We start from the raw sequence: 17,637 nt of genomic DNA on the forward strand, positions 1-17,637 counted from the left end.
AGGGCCTAGAGCGTTCGCAGCCCAGGGTCAAGGGACAAACTTGACCGGCTGGATCGACTGAAACTGGCGGATATTATTCGCGCTTTTCCGACCATCCTCGTCTGAAGGACGTTGGCGCCTCGCCATAACGCTTTTTGAAACGCACCGTAAGCTGGGTCGCACTGCCAAACCCCGTGGCCGCAGCGATTTCGGTAACGGGCAATTCGGTTTCGCTGAGCAGTGCATAAGCGCGCGCAACTCGCAATTCGATGTAAAACTGCACAGGTGAAACTTCGACATATTTCTGGAACAGGCGCTCCAACTGGCGGCGTGATATCTGAACAGCCTCTGCTATTTCCGAGATATCCAACGGATCCTCCAGGTTCTCATGCATGATCTGCATGGCGTTGATCAGGTACTGGTTGCGGCTACCCAAAGCCACCGAAAAGGCTGATTTCTGGAGGGTTTTGCGGTTGTTCGACCGAAAATGGATGCACATGTCGGAAACGATGACGGCCAAATCCTTTCCGAAATCAGACTCGATCATATCCAGCATCATATCGGTCGCGGCATTGCCGCCGCCGCATGTCATAAGCTCATTGTCGATTTCATACAGGTTTGCAGAAGGTTCCAGCCCTTCAAAATGCTCGATAAAGGCGGGGTGATTTTCCCAGTGTAAGGTGAACCGCTTTCCGGTTAGCGCTCCGGCTTTGGCAAGTGCAAATGCACCGGTGCAAATACCACCAAGCTTGCAGCCAAAGGCCTTCTGGCGACTGATCCACGACAGTACCTTGGGATTGGTGCTTTCTGCCGGTTCTATGCCAGAGCAGACGAACATCCTTGATAGGCGCGGTAGGTTTCGCAGTGCAGTGTCCGGGGTGATTTCAATTCCGTTTGAGCATTGAACCGGGTTTCCATCTTCGGTGATCAGATACCATTTGTAGAGCTCTCTGTTCGTGACCTGATTGGCGATCCTCAACGGCTCGACAGCTGCGCTAAAGGCCAGCATGGTTAGTTTCGGCAAAAGCAGGAAATAGATCTCTTTGGCTGGCCCGTCATGGTCTATGCGAAAACTGGCCGCCCCTTTTGGGATGAAGTTCTTGGGGCTCATTCTATTTCCTCCCAATACCAACCGAGATGGGTGAAACGCACCAACACCCGAAGGTGTTGGTGCAGGTTGATCAGGCGTGCCACTCAGCAACAGGCTCGCCGCTGGCTTCCCAAGCGTGGATTTCCTCGTCACTGGCTTTGGGCGAGAAAAGCCCACTCATAGCATAAAAGATACCGATGACAGGTGACAGCCAGCAAGCAAACGCAAGGGGAATGTATAGCAGGTTTTCAAAATTTCCGTCTGCGATCCCAAGACCAAGTGCGGTGATCACAAAGGCGCCTCCGGCGTTCCAGGGGATCAGGGGCGAGACCAAGGTACCGCCTTCTTCGACAGCGCGTGACAGGTTCAACGGTGAATACCCCATGGCCCGATAGACAGGCGCATACATGCGGCCCGGCAGGGCGATGGAAAGATAAGGGTCACCCGCAACGGTGTTTGTCGCCACCGAAGTCAAAATGGCCGAGGTCTGAATGCCCGCGAAGGTCTTCACCTTCGAGATGACCACATTGATGATCGCCTGAAGGCAGCCAACGCGCTCCAACGCGCCGCCAAACCCCAAGGCAAGCAGCACCAGCGAGATGGTCCACATCATCGACTGAATACCGCCACGGTTCAGCAGCGGGTCGATTTCGGGAACGCCGGTATCAATGGAATATCCGCTGTTGGCGAAGGTAAACGTTTCGTGCAGACCCGCACCCTGGCAAAAGATGGCCATGATGCCACCAACGACGGCCCCTGCAAACAGCGACGGGATCGGAGGCTGTTTCATAACCGCCAGAACGATGACCAGAACCGCCGGGAACAACATGATCGGGGAAATCCAGAATGCCTCATCCAGTGCGGTTGTGATGGCATGGATGCGGTCAAACGACACTTGCGATGTGTCGATCAACGTAAACCCGACAACAAAATAGATCACCAGAGCAATCAACATGGACGGAACCGTGGTGGGTAACATGTTACGGATATGGTCAAACAGATTGGTGCCTGTCACGGCGGGTGCCAGGTTCGTCGTGTCTGACAAAGGTGAGATCTTGTCGCCGAAGAAGGCGCCTGAGACGACCGCGCCAGCCGTCCAATACATCGGGATACCAAACCCGGCGCCAATGCCCATCAGGGCCAGCCCGACAGTGCCCGTCGTTCCCCAGGAGGTGCCCAGCGAGACAGAGACGATGGAACACAACACCATGCCCGCGGCCAGAAACAGCTCGGGCGACAGTATCTTCAGACCATAATAGATCAGTGTTGGAACCGTGCCGCTTGCGATCCACACACCAATGATCATGCCAACCGTGATCAGAATCGAAACAGACGGTAGTGAAATATTGATGACGTGGAATACGCCCCCTTCGATGCTGGGCCATTTGTGCCCAAGCATAAGACCGACGATCCCAGTAATCGCGATCCCGAAGGCCAGCGGAATATGCGGGGTAAAGTCACCAAAATAGAAAAGCTGCAGGCCAAGTACGAAAAGGGTCAGCACAATTGGGACAAGCGCCAGCCCCAGACTTGGCTGTCTTATGTGTTCTTCATTCGCAGACATTTAGGTCTCCTCCGTTGGAATAATCCAGAACCGTGATGATCCGCGGAAGAAACCAAGTTTTAGGGAACCACACCGTCGGTCAAAGCGCACATCCTATAGAAATTTGCGACACGGTTGCGTCGATTTTCGGCCCGCGCCCGACGCGGCGATGCACATGTAAGCACGCATAGTGCAATCAAACATATCCACTGCCGCACGGTTGGGGTCCTTTCGATTCAAGGAGATATGGCTGGATATCGTCGGACCTTTTGGTAACGTGCAGACACATTGATTTGCATCTGCAATAGTTTTTGCGGGACAGATACCGGAGCGTACTTTTGATAATTCCGTTTCACGTTCGTGAGATGCTTCATCGCATCAAGGCTCGATTTGATGCCGATCAGATACCGCAGCAGATGGCGTCAAACGACGCCGAATTTGCGACCTTGCGACCATCGCGCAAGACAACCCCTGAAATGGTTGTGCGGTTTTGGGAAAAGCTGAAACCAACGGCAGGTGATGAAGATCAGGCGCAGATTGCGGACCCTGCAACGCTTGACGCTGCAGAAATTTACAGTGCCAATATCGAAAATTTCATTGGGACGGTTAAGCTTCCTGTTGGAGTTATTGGGCCGTTGCGTTTGAACGGAATGAACGCAAACGGGGATTTCCACGTTCCCCTCGCCACAACCGAGGCGGCGTTGGTCGCCTCATATGCCCGGGGTGCCTGTGCCGCCACCCGGTCTGGTGGTATCAGCACGGCAGTTTTGTACGAAGGGGTGCTGCGCACTCCGGCTTTTGTGTTTGAAAGCCTGCTAAAGGCCGGGCAATTCGTGGATTGGGTGGTTTCAAATGTCGAAATGCTCAAATCCGCGGCCGAGGCGACCACCGGCCACGGCAAGCTAGTTTCGCTGGAGCCGTTCATAGACACCAACGTCGTGTTCCTGATCTGCCGATACACCACCGGCGATGCAGCCGGACAGAACATGGTGACCATTGCCACCGACGCGATGTGCCATGAAATTGCAGACAACTGTCCGGTCGAGTTCGAGAACTGGTATGTCGAAGGGAATTTCTCAGGTGATAAGAAAGCTTCGGCGCTTGGGCTGGTGACAGGGCGCGGACGAAAGGTTAGCGCCTCGGTCACACTTCCTGCTGAAATTGTCGAAAAGACGCTGGGCACAACGGTCGAGGCGATGTTGGCCTATGGGCGTGTCGCCAATCTGGGTGCGCATCTGTCGGGTCAGTTTGGCGCACAGGCGCATTATGCCAACGGGCTGGCCGCGTTTTACATAGCAACCGGCCAGGACGCGGCTTGCGTGGCCGAAAGTGCGATGGGCGTCACAAGAATGGAGCCAAGGGGTGATGATCTATTCTGTTCGGTGACGTTGCCAAACATTTTGGTTGGTTCAGTAGGGGGCGGCACCGGGTTGCCAAGCCAGACTGCGGCCCTGAATATACTAGGCCTCAAGGGCAACGGGTGTGGCACAGCGTTGGCTGAGGTGGCCGCGGCAACCTGCCTGTGTGGGGAAATATCCATCGTCGCGGCGATCGCGGCAGGGCATTTCACCCGCGCTCATGAAAGTCTGGCCCGCCAAAGATGAGCTTTCAAAGCCGCTTCTGGATTTATCAGACTGAGCGATTTCCGCTGAAGAAAACCGTGCCCCTGCTGCTTGTGTTTTCTGCGGCCAGTATATGTGTGTCCGCCCGTCTGGCGGATCGCCCCCTGCCGGAATGGCCTGCATTTGCCGCCGGTTTTATCCTTGCCATGGCGCTGTTTTTCCAGATGCGGGTCTGTGACGAATTCAAAGACGCCGAGGATGACCGACGTTACCGGCCCGACAGGCCAATTCCACGTGGTCTGGTATCCAAGCGCGAAGTATTGGGCTGGGGCCTGTTGACCGTGCCTTTGTCTGTTGCCGCCGCCTGGCTGTGGTCCCCGCCGGTCTTGTGGCTGTTGGGTTTAGTCTGGATCTGGCTTGGGGCAATGACCGTCGAATTTGGCGCGCCCGCCTGGTTGAAGGCACGACCGGTTCTGTACCTGCTAAGCCATATGGCAATCATGCCTCTGATCGATTTGCTGCTGACCGGCATCGAATGGCTGCCAAAAGGTCAGGCGGCACCCTTCCTGTGGTTGTTTCTGGCGCTGTCCTTCGTGAACGGGTGTGTGCTTGAGATTGGCCGCAAATTGTGGGCACCCGAAAATGAGATCACCGGCGTGGACACCTATTCCGGGTTATGGGGCCCGCCTCAGGCAGGGCGCATCTGGGTGGGTTGCGTTTTGATATCCTATGCGCTGCTTGTGGGCACAGGTGCCGCAACCGGCGTTGGTTGGTTAAGCGCCTTGATCGGCGGGTTGGCCCTGATCCCCTGTTGTCTGGCAGCAAAACGCTATGTTCAGGCGCCGACAGTGAAAGCCCAAGACCGGATGGACACAATCGCCGGCCTATGGGTGTTTTTCTGCTACGCCACAGCTGGTTTCCTTCCGTACCTGATCGGAGCGCTTACATGACCTTCATCGTCGCCCAATCGGATGCAAACGATGTTTCCGTTGTAGGGGGCAAGGCAGCTGCTTTATCGCATCTTACGCAGCATGGTTTTGCCCCGCCCGCATTTTTTGTCATTACCAGCGATGCATTCCGTATGGGGAAATCCGGTCCCATTGCTCAAAACGGTCTGCAATCGGCTTTGACTGCCGCGCTGCAAACACTCGGAACCGGGCCTTACGCGGTTCGTAGCTCTGGTAAGGCAGAAGATAGTGTGGAACACAGCCATGCGGGACAATATGAAACGGTTCTGAACGTTTCGGGCGGCTCTGTTTTGAAAGCGGCCAAAAAGGTCTGGCATTCCGGTTTCTCTGAGACGGTCGAGACATACCGCGCGGTCAAATCCGGGGGCGAGGCCGAAGGACCCGCGATCATCGTACAGCGCATGATTAATCCAAAATCTGCAGGTGTCGCATTTTCCGCCGACCCGGTTAGCGGTCGTCGCGGTGTGGTCGTAATTTCGGCAATTGATGGTCTGGCTGAGCAGTTGGTTTCTGGTGAGACGGACGGGGAAGATTGGATCATAGGCGCGGATGACGCACCTGAAAGCGCACCGGATAAGCCTGAGTATTTAATGGTGAGTGACGCGCAGTCCATTGCAGCCCTCGCGCGTAAAGCCGAAGAGCTTTTCGGATTGCCCCAGGATATTGAATGGGCCATTGATGCACAGGGGCTTCATATTCTGCAGGCCCGACCAATCACAACGCCATTGCGCCCCGCGGCCTTGGCCGACACAACGCTGACGATTTTCGACAACTCGAACATTGTCGAAAGCTATCCCGGTATCGTTAGCCCGCTGACCTATTCCTTTGCTCTGCACGTGTATGCTCAGGTCTACCGCGCGTTTGTCAGGTTGTTGGGCGTCTCCAAGCGTACGGTCGACCAGAATCCAACGGTGTTCGACAATTTGCTCGGGCGCGTGGATGGGCGTGTCTATTACAACCTGATCAACTGGTATCGGGCCTTGGCCCTGTTGCCGGGGTTTTCGCTGAACCGCGACTATATGGAAACGATGATGGGCGTGTCGGAACCCATGCCGCGCGAGGTCACGGATGCCCTTGCCCCACCCCCCTCGGTTGGTTGGCGCAGGATCGTGGAATACGCAAAGCTGGGCAAGGTCGCGGCTGGGCTGATCTGGCAGGCCATCTGCCTGCCACGGACGCGGCGAAATTTTTATGACAGGCTGAACGGGGTATTGCAGGCGGGGCTGGACGTAGATGCGTCTAATTCGACCCAGCTTGCAACCGAATACCGCCGCATCGAAAGCACCCTGCTGGATCGGTGGGATGCCCCATTGATCAATGATTTTCTGTGCATGATCGCATTTGGCGGGTCGCGCAACCTGCTGCAAAAGTGGCTTGGTGAAGACGGCCTGACGCTGCATAATGACCTGATGATTGGCCAGGGTGACATCGTGTCAGCCGAACCTGCACAGCGCATTGCCCGGATCGGCCATCTGGTGCGCACCGCCGGTATCACGGAACAGTTGAAAGCTGACGCGCGGCTGTCCGTTTTGTCCGCGCACCCACAGATCGAGGCTGAAGTTGAATCCTATCTGGAAAAATTCGGAGACCGATGCACCGAAGAGCTAAAGCTGGAAAGCATCCCTCTGCAAGACGACCCGACAAGCCTGTTGCTGGCAATTGCCGCCTGCGCCGATCATCCTCCCGGCGGGCGTCAGGAAGGCCGTAAACCGGATTGGAAGGCACTGTTCCCAGCGAGCCCGATCAAGCGACATGTTGCGAAATGGATTTTGGGTTGGACCCAGGCGCGTGTGCGCGACCGCGAAAACCTGCGCTTTGAACGCACGCGCATCTTTGGTTATGCGCGCCGTGTGTTTTTGGGGATCGGTCGGGAATTTGCCGCGCGCGACTTGCTTGAAACACCAAGAGATGTGTTCTTTCTAACAACGCATGAAGTCCTTGGCGCGGTCGAGGGGTTCAACCTGTCGCCTGACCTGAAAGGCATCGTTGCACGACGCAAAGCCGAAGATGCGGCCTCATCCCAACGCCCCGATCCGCCCGAACGGATTGAAATCCAAGGTCCTGCCATCGCGCCTGTCTGGTCTGATTCGATTGAGGCCGAAGCAGATGCCACACGGACAAAGTACGGAACGGGCTGTTCCGCGGGTCAGGTCAAAGCACGTGCGCGGGTGATCCGCGATCCTCGGACCGAGGCGCTGAACCCCGGCGAAGTACTGGTCGCCCGCCACACCGATCCAGGCTGGATCGCCGTTTTCTCGAACGCCTCTGCCATCGTTGTCGAACGTGGCAGCTTGTTGTCCCACTCGGCCATTGTGGCGCGCGAATTGGGTATCCCCTGCGTTGTTGGCCTAAAAGGGGCCACACAATGGATTAAAGCCGGAGAAGTACTGTCTGTCGACGGGGCAAGCGGCGCAGTGGAGCGGTGCGATGCGTAGCAGTGAAATCGAAGAAAAGGCGGATTTCGACCATATCCGGTACGCCCAACTGTGGGAGGATGCGGGCGTCCTGACCGCCGCATTGGGTGATTGCACGGGGCGGACACTGGTGTCGATATGTTCGGCCGGAGACAATGCGCTGGCCATGCTGACACTCGATCCCGCGCGTGTTGTGGTGCTGGATTTGTCCCCGGCTCAGATCGCCTGCCTCAAGCTCAGGATCGCGGCGTATAAGGTGCTGACGCATTCAGAGTTCATTGAGTTGACAGGCTCGCGCCCAAGCAAGCGGCGGCTTGCTTTGCTGAACCGGGTGTTGGAAGAAACCGATGCGGAAACACACACCTTCTGGCAGACCCTTGCGTCCGAAGTAGACAGACACGGCATCGGCGGCGTCGGTAAGTTCGAGCGGTATTTTCGCATCTTTCGAACTTGGCTGTTACCGCTGGTCCATTCGCGCCGCACCGTCGACGACGTGTTCACGCCCCGAACCCCCGACGCACGCGAGGTTTTTTTCGACACGCGATTCAACACGTTTCGATGGCGGTTGTTGCTGAACACTTTCTTCTCGCGATTCGTGATGGGGCGGATGGGGCGGGACAGCGCGTTTTTCGAGCACGTGGATGGAAGCCCGGCCCAACATGTTGCTCGCCGACTGCGCCATGCCGGGGTCGCGACCGATCCATCGCAAAACCCCTATCTGCACTGGATTCTAAAGGGCACCCATGGCGACGCATTGCCGATGGCGTGGCGTCCGGAATATTATGAAACTATCCGGTCTCGATTGGATCGCCTCGATGTTCGCCTTGGCTCGCTCGAGGCCTTCATCTCGACGGGCGAAAAGGCCAGCGGGTTCAACCTGTCCGACATTTTCGAATACATGTCCCCTGAAACGTTCAAGCAGGTCTATGGGGCGATCCTGAGTGCGGCAGAGCCAAATGCACGATTGGTCTATTGGAACATGATGGCGCCGCGCCGTGTACCAGCGGATTACCGGGACAGGATTGAAACCCTGACCGAAATCGAAACACAGCAGAAGGCCCGCGATCTGGCCTTCTTCTATTCGGATTTCGTGGTCGAAGAGGTTCGGCCTTGACCATTCTCATGCAGATATTGCTGGCGGCAGGGTCGGTTTTGGCATTGCTCGGCGTGATGATGGTCATCCGCCACCTGGCCAAAGCTGCAGGGCTGAACGCCGAAGTGCAGCGGAAACTGATGCATGTAAGCACGGGGCTCTTTGCGTTGCTGCTGCCCTGGATCTTTCCCGACCGCTGGCCGGTTTACATGCTGATCGCCGCCACAATGCTTGTGATGCTTGTCTTGCGCCTTCCTCGTTTTTCGAAAGGTCTTGGCGCGACCCTGCATGGGGTGGAGCGAACATCCTATGGTGACTTCCTGCTCGCGTTGTCGGTGGGGCTTTGCTTCCTGCTGGCCGGGGACAACCTGTTGTTCTACATCTTGCCGATTGCGGTTCTGACCTTGGCAGACGCCGCCGCCGCGCTGGCCGGAACCGCGTATGGAACGCGGCGGTTCATTGTCGAGGATGGTGAGAAAAGCGTCGAGGGATCGGTCGTTTTTTTCGTGGTTACGATGCTGATCGCGATCGTCTGTTTTCTGTTCATGGCCGCCTTGCCACCGGCGAACACCCTTATGCTCTGCGTTATGGTTGCTGCTTTTGGAACCCTGGTCGAGGCCCAAAGCTGGCGGGGTTTTGACAACCTGTTCCTGCCACTCGGCCTGCTGATTTTTCTGAGCGTACACTTCGACAGTTCCTTGATTGAGCTGGCGACCATAGCCTTGGTTTTTCTGGCCTCGCTCGGCGGTTTCAGCATCCTGGGCGCAAGGCTGGGTCTTACCAAACATGCCACACGGGTTTACGTCATCACCGTTTTCCTCTTGCTGGCGGTCACTGCACTTCAAAATGCGGTCCTGCCTATTTTGGTACTGGCGACGCATCTTTGGGCACGGGTATCGACCCCCTGTGACAGCAAATACCCGGATCTGGATGTCGTGGCGTCTCTGGGGTTGTTCAGTTTCGGATGGCTAGCGCTTGGCAATGCGACCGGGTGGAATGCCGTATCGTTTTATGGCCTCAGTGCGATGGGGCTGGCCATGGGGTTCAGCGTTCTGGCGCTGCGGGGCAAAATCCTTGCGATCCTTGTGGTGGCCACAACATTATTCTTAATCAGACACTTTGCTAATACGCTGAACCCGGAACCCGCACGCTGGGCCGAACCGCTGACAATTCTGGCGCTGCTTTCTTTAATCTGCATGACGGCCGTACCGTGGATCAGATCGCAGTGGTTTAAAAAAGATCGGGTTCTGAGGTTAACAGTATTGGCCCTTGCCCTTCCGTTGATCTATTACGCGTACTCCGTTGCGGGATCGATCGGTGCAGGTTTTTTTGCCGGAGTCGCGTCATGACCAAAGAGACAATCAAAACCGCTGATGCGAAGCTGACCGTTTACTTGAACGGCCCCAATTGGGAGGGCGTACAAGCGGCAACATTCGGTGACTTTTCATGCAAATCACCCGAAGCCGGTGCCAAAATTCTGGATACAGGTATAGAACTGGTCAGAAACGCAGGCATCGACCGGGTCATTGGGCCGATGTCAGGGGACACCTGGCACAGTTACCGGTTCGTCTCCTACAGCGACGGTTCCGCTCCGTTCCTGATGGAACCGACCAACAAAGCGCATGAACCTGAAGTCTTCCGGTCTGCGGGATTTTGCGAAATCAGCCGTTATTTCTCGGCCCGTGTAGAGTTGGAGGATACCGACACAGTGGCACCGCCTGAAAACGATGGTTTTGAGGTGGAAGCGTGGGATGGAAATGATCCCGAGGGCTTGTTTCACCAGGTGTTCGCGCTGTCTGCACAGGCGTTTTCGGAAAACGCGTTTTACAAACCGATTTCCGAGTCCGAGTTTCTGGCCATGTACCTGCCTGTCGTGCCGATGATGAAGCGTGAACTGATCCTGTTTGCGCGTCGCCACGATGGCAATTTGGCGGGTTTTCTGTTCGGCATTCCCAACTATGCCGAAGGGCCCACCCCCAGTTCCGCGATCCTCAAAACCTATGCAAGCCTGGAACCGGGCGCAGGGCGGCATCTGGCCCACAGGTTTCACAAAGCGGCTGCAGAGATGGGGTGCAACACTGCCATCCATGCCCTGATCCACGACGACAATAAGTCCGCTGATCGCAGTGCGGCAGAAGGGGCGACTATATTCCGGCGATACTCTCTGTTTGGACGTAAGCTGAATGGCTGATTTGATAGCACATTTTGCTGCTGCGGTTGAACGGTTTCCGAACAGAACCGCCATAGTGGACGGCAAAGGCCGTCAGATCAGTTTTCAGCAACTGCACTCTCGCATGCAGAAACTGGCAGGCCGATGGCACGCAAAAGGTATCAGGCCAGGCGACCGCGTATTGCTGGCAATGCCCGTCGACGCGGACCTATATGCAAGCCTGGCGGCCCTGTGGTTGTTGGGTGCAACCGTTGTGCTGCCGGAACCGGCAATGGGACTGGCCGGTTTGCGCCACGCTGCGCGGGCCACTTCGCCCAAGGCGTTTTGCGCAGCGGGCGTGTACTCTTTGCTCAAGTTTCTAATTCCAGAGCTTTGGAGGCTGCGTCTTCTGACACCCAATGAAAGCCCTGGCTCGCCGCCCAATCATCAGATTCGGGCGGATGACACAGCCTTGATCTCATTCACCTCCGGAACGACAGGCCAGCCCAAGGCCATCCCGCGCTCGCATGCGTTTTTAATGGCGCAACACGACGCCATTGCGCCCTTTCTAGAAAGCGACAAGGCCGAAAGGGATTTGGTGGCCTTTCCGGTGTTCACCCTGATCAACCTGGCCGCAGGGCGCACCACCGTTATGCCAAACTGGCGGCTGAGCAAGCTTGAACGCCTTGCGCCCACCCACTTGGCGGGCTGGATTCAAAAGCAGCAAGTTACTCGCGCCCTCATTCCACCCTCAATTTGCGAAAAACTGACCCAAACCCAAAATACAGGACAGTTGAACACGGTCTTCACGGGTGGCGGTCCGGTTTTTCCGGACCTTGTTGACACGTTGCGAACCCGAAACGGGCTTTCCGTGGTTTGTGTCTACGGATCGACCGAGGCTGAGCCGATTGCCCACCTTGATGCCACAGATATCTCGGAACACGATCACCGACAGATGGCCGAAGGGAAAGGTCTTCTTGTCGGATATCCGGTTCCCGATATCATACTCCGCATCTGCGACAACGAGATACAGGTCGCCGGGGCGCACGTGAATGACGGCTATCTTGATCCCGCACATTCGGGCGAAAATAAAATCATAGAAGGCGCCGTCATCTGGCATCGCACCGGAGACGCCGGCACGTTGGATGAAGAGGGACGCTTGTGGTTGTGGGGTCGGGTGGGGTCTGAAATAGAAGTAAAATCGGGCCTGCTCTTTCCCTTTGCGATTGAAGTCGCGGCAAGACAATGGCCGGGTGTTGCGCGCTGCGCGTTGATCAACCCTGGGACAGGACCGACGCTATGTGTCGAAGGGCGGCGTGATCACCTTCAGGATTGGCGTAAATTCGCGTCGGATTTTGGCGTGCCCAATGTGATTTCAGTTCACAAAATCCCCATGGACAAACGCCACGCATCTAAAGTTGACCGCTCGGAACTTGAACGTATCGTTGCCCGCTAGTGCAACACGGGTCGAAATCATGGCGAAGCACCTTCCCACTGAAATCCAAGTAATCTCCAACAATTGCGACCGACCTTGGTACAGCGACAACGGACGTGTTCAAGATTTCTTTCTTTGGTATTTCGATGATTTGGTGAAATGGCGATCCCTGAAGGACTCGAACCCTCAACCTGCTGATTAGAAGTCAGCTGCTCTATCCAGTTGAGCTAAGGGACCGCTGCGCCCTTCTTGCGGTTTTTACGGGCGGGGTTCAAGACCCAAGCGCATGAAGGCGCTGTTCGGGTCGGCCTCATACCCAAATATCGGTCCGCAATAGGTATACCCCAACGCCTCATAGAGTTTGCGCGCGGCATCATATTCCGTCAGATGGGTCGCACCCGTCTCAAGCACCAAGGCCGAGACACCTTCTGAACGGGCAAGGTCAGCCAGGTAGGTCATGATCACTCGCGCCAGACCACGGCCACGGGCGGCGGTCACGACATGCACTGATTTCACCTCAGAGGTGCCATCGGGCAAGGCTTTAAGCGCTCCGCATCCCAGCGGTTTACCCGCTTCATATAATGCCCAGAATCGAATGCCGGGCTCTCGCAATGCATCGACGTCCAGGGTGTGGTTCGAGGTCTGGGGCGTGGCTTCCCAGCTATGGGCCAAATGCGCTAGAATGATCGGGCGCATGTCCTGCGCTCCGGGATCCACTTCGCGGATGTCGATCATTCCAAGGGTTTCGGTCAATGGGTCCAGGGTGCCCGACGACCCGGGGCGAAGTTTTCACCATACCCACCTGCGCGTACGTTGGGCTTGCGCTTATGCGGTTCGCTGACCTGCGCATCAATCCCGTTGTCCTTGGCGTAATCCAACGCCTCTTCCTTGGTGTCGAATTTCAGGCGCACCTGGGTCTGCGTGTCGTTGGACGAGGTCCAGCCCATCAGCGGATCAACCTCGCGCGATGACGCGGGGGCGTATTCCAAAACCCACTTGCGGGTCTTGGCCATTCCCGAAGTCATTGCATTTCTTGCGGGCTGGTAAATCCGTGCGCGCATGTCGCCTCTCCGTACTCACTTGGCTAGGGATGTTTATGCGTCAGGCAGGCGGCGCGGACAAGTCCGCAATTGTCGCAATTTCGGCAATTGGAAATGCCCCCTTGAACAAGAACAAAAACAGATCAAAATCAGGCGCGAAAGGAATCTTCCCCTATGGCCTATGCTCATTCCGACAAGACCCAGATGAATGCTGAGGATGTCCGCGCCCGCCTGAAGCTGGAAGGCGGCAAGGAATTCGTTATGCATACCGAGTTCGCACCAGCGGGTGACCAACCAACGGCCATCAAGGAGCTGGCCGGGGGCGTGATGGACGGTGAACGCGATCAGGTTCTGCTGGGCGCGACGGGGACGGGCAAGACCTTTACCATGGCCAAGGTGATTGAGGAGACCCAGCGCCCGGCTATCATCCTTGCACCCAATAAGACGCTGGCAGCGCAGTTGTATGGCGAATTCAAAGGCTTCTTCCCCGAGAACTCGGTCGAGTATTTCGTGTCCTACTATGACTACTATCAGCCCGAGGCCTACGTGGCGCGATCGGACACCTACATCGAGAAAGAATCCCAGATTAACGAACAGATCGACCGGATGCGCCACTCAGCCACGCGGGCACTGTTAGAGCGGGACGATGTGATCATCGTCGCCTCGGTTTCCTGCATCTATGGTATTGGTTCGGTCGAAACCTATGGGGCGATGACGCAAGACCTAAAGGTCGGCAACGAATACGACCAACGGCAGGTGATGGCCGATCTGGTCGCCCAGCAATACCGCCGCAACGATCAAGCGTTTCAGCGCGGGTCTTTCCGGGTACGCGGCGATTCCTTGGAAATCTGGCCCGCCCACCTTGAGGATCGCGCCTGGAAATTCTCGTTCTTCGGTGAGGAACTGGAAACCATCACCGAATTCGACCCGCTGACCGGCGAACGCGCAGCCACGATGAAGCAGGTGCGCGTCTATGCGAATTCGCACTACGTGACGCCGAAACCAACGATGCAGCAGGCCATTATCGGCATCAAAAAGGAACTCCGCATCCGGCTGGATCAACTGGTCGGAGAAGGTAAACTTTTGGAAGCCCAACGGCTGGAACAGCGCACCAACTTTGATCTGGAGATGCTTGAGGCCACCGGCGTCTGCAACGGGATCGAGAACTACTCGCGCTATCTGACCGGCCGCGCGCCGGGCGAACCGCCCCCAACCCTGTTCGAATTCATCCCCGACAACGCCATCGTCTTTGCCGACGAAAGCCATGTCAGCGTCCCGCAAATCGGCGGCATGTACCGGGGCGACTATCGGCGCAAGTTTACGCTGGCCGAACACGGGTTCCGGCTGCCCTCCTGCATGGACAACCGACCGCTGAAGTTCGAGGAATGGGACGCCATGCGCCCCCAATCCGTGTTTGTCTCGGCCACCCCGGCAAAATGGGAGATTGAACAGACCGGCGGCGTCTTCACCGAACAGGTGATCCGCCCTACTGGTCTGTTGGACCCCGAGGTCGAAATCCGTCCCGTCTCGATGCAGGTGGACGACCTGCTGGACGAGGTGCGCAAAGTGGCCGCCGACGGCTACCGCACGCTGGTCACGACCCTGACCAAACGCATGGCAGAGGATCTGACCGAATACCTGCATGAACAGGGCATCAAGGTCCGCTACATGCATTCCGACATCGACACGCTGGAGCGCATCGAAATCCTGCGCGATCTGCGACTGGGGGCCTTTGACGTGCTGGTGGGGATCAACCTGCTGCGTGAAGGCCTCGACATCCCCGAATGCGGGCTGGTCGCCATTCTGGACGCGGATAAAGAGGGTTTCTTGCGGTCCGAGACTTCTCTGGTCCAGACCATCGGCCGCGCCGCGCGCAACGCCGACGGGCGTGTAATCATGTATGCCGACAAGGTCACTGGTTCCATGGAACGCGCCCTGAACGAAACCAACCGCCGCCGCGCCAAACAGCTTGCCTATAACGAGGAGCACGGCATCACCCCCGAAACGGTGAAGAAGAATGTCGAAGACGTTCTGGCCGGTCTCTACGAAGGCGATGTGGACATGAACCGCGTCACCGCCACCATCGACAAACCGATGCACGGCGCCAACCTCGAGGCCCATTTGGACGGGTTGCGCGACCAGATGCGCAAAGCCGCCGAGAACCTGGAATTTGAAGAGGCCGCCAACATCCGGGATGAGATCAAACGTCTGGAAGCGGTCGACCTGGCCGTCGCCGACGACCCCATGGCGCGCCAGTGGGCAGTCGAAAAAGCCTCGGAAGACGCCGTGAAGTCGCGCGGTCGGTCAACGGCTGGCAGGCCGGGGCAAAGGGGTGGGAATGTGAAGAGGCGGAAGCGGTGAATATCTAAGCCACTTTTTACCATTGAGGCAGCACCAAGAAACAACCTATAGAGGTAGTCGCCCTGAAAAATTACGTTAAATGCAAAAGGCGACCTATGCGATTTCTTATTCCGGTTTTTACTGTCCTTGTAACTTCTATTGCACCTGCATGGTCAGATGAACCTCGTACGGACTACTCTGGGCGCACTCTCATTTATCATTCGGATGTCAAGCTGCGAGGCTCACAAAAGAGAGATGTTAGGTACTCGCAAAAAGCTGATTTCTTTGGTGCAGTGGTAATCAACACAACAAAGAAAACGGATAACTTCAATGGTGCTGCATGGGGATATCACAACTTGAAAACAGCTCAGGACGTTGCGATGCGGTCATGCCGCTTCAAAGCGGAAAGTCCCGAAGACTGCGTCCTATACCTTTCCGTTGTACCTACAGGCTTTGACATAAAATCAAAAGAGTTGACCCTGTCAAAAACCGCTTTGGATGCATACAACTATCTCGACGGGTGGTCGCAGATTAATTTTGATGAATATCGGTCTTTCGCGACAAATGGAATTCATACCTGGGCCTATTCCAAGAGCGCACCAAGCCGCGAAGCCGCCGAAAAGGATGCAATGAACCTGTGCGAAGAGACGTTTGCGAAATCGCTGAAAAGAAAGAAACCCGCTTGGGTTGAAGCTGTCTATGCTGAAGATAAGTTAAAATGCAGGGTTTTCACCACGTTTTCGCCTGATTGACCGTATGTGGGAGAGTTATCACGAATGCCCGAGCTTTTCTCAGATCGCTTCGTCTTAATTGATGCGGTCCAAGTCGGCTCTGGAATCATTGCGATATTTTCGCTCGGTGAAGTATCAAACTCTCCCACACTCCACCCTTGCAGCCCAGCGCGCACTCCTCCACGTTTGAAATCACAAATTGTGATTCCAAACGGTTGCCATGACGAAACCAAACACCCTGCCCAGCACGCATGAGGTCCAAAGCGCCATTCACCGGGTTCGCGGTACCCGTGTGGTGCTGGCCGAGGATCTGGCGCAGTTCTACGGAAAGTCCGTCAGCGCCTTCAATCAGGCCGTCTCGCGCAACAAGGACCTGTTCGAGGGCTACCGCTTTCAGCTGACCGATGCCGAGGTCGCCGATTTGCAATCACAGAATGTGATCTCAAAACCCAAGGGCCGTGGCGGACGGCGGGTCAATCCGTGGGTCTATACCGATTACGGCGTGGCCATCGCCTCGGCCCTGTTCAAGGACCCGCGCGCGATCAAGATCACCCGTATGATCACCGAGGCCTTTGTTGACGGCGCTAACGCATTGGCCGAGTCTCCGCGCAGCGTGCCGGAAATCCTGCCACCAGAAGATGCCCCTGCCCCACTGCTGCCCAATGGCGAGCAGCTGCGCGATCTGGCCGAAAACATCCTCGATTCCGGGCAGCAGAGCCTTGTCGATTACATCGCCAACCCCACCACCAAGCGCCAGCAGGCCGTAGCGGCGATTATGAAAACTCTGGCGGAAACCGCCGGAGAAGAAGTGCGTACCCAGCACGAACGCCTGCGCCTGAACATCGCCCAACGTCTGGCGATCGGAGATTACGCCGATGATGACGACCGAAAACGTCTGCTGGAATTGCTGCACGCGATGAAAGGTTAGACGCCCAATTCGGCGCGCGCCTTCTTGGTCAGCTTGGCCACGACCAGATCATAGGACGTCACGATATGCTCGCGCAGGGAAGCATCGCTCATCCCGCGTTCCTCATAGACCTGCAGCCACTTCATCCCCCGCGATGCCAGATAGGGCGCTGGGCGGATGCCGGGCTCATCACCCAGCACCTCAAAAGCCAGATCGGTGGCCTTGAAGGTGAACGCATCACGCCCGTCGTTCCAACCGCAGATCGCAAAGACCTTGCCGCCCACCTTCCACACATCCGCATTGCCCCATTGCACCACATGGCTGGTGGCTTTGAGGCTGGCGCAAAAGCTGTTGAATTCATCACGGGTCATGGCCCGATCTTGGCT

Annotated in this window: 15 protein-coding genes and 1 tRNA gene; 10 read left to right on the plus strand and 6 right to left on the minus strand. The window is 56.5% G+C overall.

The window, feature by feature from the left end; genetic code table 11:
- Positions 1-73: 73 nt before the first annotated feature.
- Positions 74-1,090, minus strand: coding sequence for a GlxA family transcriptional regulator (locus GOX21_RS12550; protein WP_170377621.1), 1,017 nt, complete (start codon positions 1,088-1,090; stop codon positions 74-76).
- Between the two features lie 70 nt (positions 1,091-1,160).
- Positions 1,161-2,633: a Na+/H+ antiporter NhaC gene (gene nhaC / locus GOX21_RS12555; RefSeq protein ID WP_170377623.1), complete on the minus strand. Its 1,473-nt coding sequence runs from the start codon at positions 2,631-2,633 to the stop codon at positions 1,161-1,163.
- A gap of 317 nt (positions 2,634-2,950) precedes the next feature.
- Here nhaC and GOX21_RS12560 point away from each other — a divergent pair, with 317 nt between their 5' ends.
- Genes GOX21_RS12560 through GOX21_RS12590 form a run of 7 tightly spaced genes read left to right on the plus strand, consistent with a single transcriptional unit; the run spans position 2,951 to position 12,254 of the window.
- Complete coding sequence (locus tag GOX21_RS12560) at positions 2,951-4,216, plus strand: hydroxymethylglutaryl-CoA reductase (protein ID WP_170350506.1); 1,266 nt, start codon at positions 2,951-2,953, stop codon at positions 4,214-4,216.
- Positions 4,213-5,124: a UbiA family prenyltransferase gene (locus tag GOX21_RS12565; protein ID WP_170377625.1), complete on the plus strand. Its 912-nt coding sequence runs from the start codon at positions 4,213-4,215 to the stop codon at positions 5,122-5,124. Before GOX21_RS12560 ends, GOX21_RS12565 begins: the two co-directional genes overlap by 4 nt.
- Positions 5,121-7,577: a PEP/pyruvate-binding domain-containing protein gene (locus GOX21_RS12570; RefSeq protein ID WP_170377627.1), complete on the plus strand. Its 2,457-nt coding sequence runs from the start codon at positions 5,121-5,123 to the stop codon at positions 7,575-7,577. Before GOX21_RS12565 ends, GOX21_RS12570 begins: the two co-directional genes overlap by 4 nt.
- The gene (locus tag GOX21_RS12575; RefSeq protein ID WP_170377629.1) at positions 7,570-8,670 is read left to right on the plus strand and encodes a DUF3419 family protein; all 1,101 of its coding nucleotides are present in this window, start codon (positions 7,570-7,572) and stop codon (positions 8,668-8,670) included. Before GOX21_RS12570 ends, GOX21_RS12575 begins: the two co-directional genes overlap by 8 nt.
- Complete coding sequence (locus GOX21_RS12580; RefSeq protein ID WP_170377631.1) at positions 8,667-9,998, plus strand: hypothetical protein; 1,332 nt, start codon at positions 8,667-8,669, stop codon at positions 9,996-9,998. The genes GOX21_RS12575 and GOX21_RS12580 overlap by 4 nt, the downstream gene beginning before the upstream one ends.
- The gene (locus GOX21_RS12585; protein WP_170377632.1) at positions 9,995-10,840 is read left to right on the plus strand and encodes a hypothetical protein; all 846 of its coding nucleotides are present in this window, start codon (positions 9,995-9,997) and stop codon (positions 10,838-10,840) included. Before GOX21_RS12580 ends, GOX21_RS12585 begins: the two co-directional genes overlap by 4 nt.
- Positions 10,833-12,254 carry an AMP-binding protein gene (locus tag GOX21_RS12590; RefSeq protein ID WP_170377634.1) on the plus strand — a complete coding sequence of 474 codons (1,422 nt, stop codon included), beginning with the start codon at positions 10,833-10,835 and terminating at the stop codon, positions 12,252-12,254. Before GOX21_RS12585 ends, GOX21_RS12590 begins: the two co-directional genes overlap by 8 nt.
- Positions 12,255-12,393: 139 nt before the next feature.
- Here GOX21_RS12590 and GOX21_RS12595 read toward each other — a convergent pair.
- The 3 genes from GOX21_RS12595 to GOX21_RS12605 form a co-directional block, all read right to left on the minus strand.
- A tRNA-Arg gene (locus GOX21_RS12595) sits at positions 12,394-12,470 on the minus strand.
- Between the two features lie 21 nt (positions 12,471-12,491).
- On the minus strand, positions 12,492-12,986 hold the full coding sequence (locus GOX21_RS12600) for a GNAT family N-acetyltransferase (RefSeq protein WP_368040018.1): 495 nt from the start codon (positions 12,984-12,986) through the stop codon (positions 12,492-12,494).
- Positions 12,983-13,294 (minus strand): ETC complex I subunit, encoded by a 312-nt coding sequence (locus GOX21_RS12605; RefSeq protein WP_170361525.1) that lies wholly within the window; start codon positions 13,292-13,294, stop codon positions 12,983-12,985. Before GOX21_RS12605 ends, GOX21_RS12600 begins: the two co-directional genes overlap by 4 nt.
- Before the next feature lie 153 nt (positions 13,295-13,447).
- On the opposite strand from GOX21_RS12605, the gene uvrB reads away from it, so the two are divergent.
- The 3 genes from uvrB (at position 13,448) to GOX21_RS12620 (ending at position 17,272) form a co-directional block, all read left to right on the plus strand.
- On the plus strand, positions 13,448-15,634 hold the full coding sequence (gene uvrB, locus GOX21_RS12610) for an excinuclease ABC subunit UvrB (protein WP_170377636.1): 2,187 nt from the start codon (positions 13,448-13,450) through the stop codon (positions 15,632-15,634).
- A 95-nt stretch (positions 15,635-15,729) separates the two neighbouring features.
- Positions 15,730-16,365, plus strand: a complete 636-nt coding sequence (locus tag GOX21_RS12615) for a hypothetical protein (protein ID WP_170377638.1) — start codon at positions 15,730-15,732, stop codon at positions 16,363-16,365.
- Between the two features lie 199 nt (positions 16,366-16,564).
- Positions 16,565-17,272, plus strand: coding sequence for an ORF6N domain-containing protein (locus GOX21_RS12620; RefSeq protein WP_170377640.1), 708 nt, complete (start codon positions 16,565-16,567; stop codon positions 17,270-17,272).
- On the opposite strand, the gene GOX21_RS12625 is transcribed toward GOX21_RS12620, so the two are convergent.
- Positions 17,269-17,622 carry an MmcQ/YjbR family DNA-binding protein gene (locus GOX21_RS12625; RefSeq protein ID WP_170377642.1) on the minus strand — a complete coding sequence of 118 codons (354 nt, stop codon included), beginning with the start codon at positions 17,620-17,622 and terminating at the stop codon, positions 17,269-17,271. The genes GOX21_RS12620 and GOX21_RS12625 overlap by 4 nt on opposite strands.
- Positions 17,623-17,637: the final 15 nt, after the last annotated feature.

The sequence above is a fragment of the Ruegeria atlantica genome, from assembly GCF_013032005.1.
Taxonomy (GTDB): Bacteria; Pseudomonadota; Alphaproteobacteria; order Rhodobacterales; family Rhodobacteraceae; genus Ruegeria; species Ruegeria atlantica_A.

Coding starts and splice junctions, on each gene's coding strand:
- GOX21_RS12625 (WP_170377642.1), bottom strand. CDS start 17,622: ATGACCCGTGATGAATTCAACAGCTTTTGCGCCAGCCTCAAAGCCACC.
- nhaC (WP_170377623.1), bottom strand. CDS start 2,633: ATGTCTGCGAATGAAGAACACATAAGACAGCCAAGTCTGGGGCTGGCG.
- GOX21_RS12575 (WP_170377629.1), top strand. CDS start 7,570: ATGCGTAGCAGTGAAATCGAAGAAAAGGCGGATTTCGACCATATCCGG.
- GOX21_RS12565 (WP_170377625.1), top strand. CDS start 4,213: ATGAGCTTTCAAAGCCGCTTCTGGATTTATCAGACTGAGCGATTTCCG.
- GOX21_RS12570 (WP_170377627.1), top strand. CDS start 5,121: ATGACCTTCATCGTCGCCCAATCGGATGCAAACGATGTTTCCGTTGTA.
- GOX21_RS12590 (WP_170377634.1), top strand. CDS start 10,833: ATGGCTGATTTGATAGCACATTTTGCTGCTGCGGTTGAACGGTTTCCG.
- GOX21_RS12550 (WP_170377621.1), bottom strand. CDS start 1,090: ATGAGCCCCAAGAACTTCATCCCAAAAGGGGCGGCCAGTTTTCGCATA.
- GOX21_RS12605 (WP_170361525.1), bottom strand. CDS start 13,294: ATGCGCGCACGGATTTACCAGCCCGCAAGAAATGCAATGACTTCGGGA.
- GOX21_RS12620 (WP_170377640.1), top strand. CDS start 16,565: ATGACGAAACCAAACACCCTGCCCAGCACGCATGAGGTCCAAAGCGCC.
- uvrB (WP_170377636.1), top strand. CDS start 13,448: ATGGCCTATGCTCATTCCGACAAGACCCAGATGAATGCTGAGGATGTC.
- GOX21_RS12585 (WP_170377632.1), top strand. CDS start 9,995: ATGACCAAAGAGACAATCAAAACCGCTGATGCGAAGCTGACCGTTTAC.
- GOX21_RS12615 (WP_170377638.1), top strand. CDS start 15,730: ATGCGATTTCTTATTCCGGTTTTTACTGTCCTTGTAACTTCTATTGCA.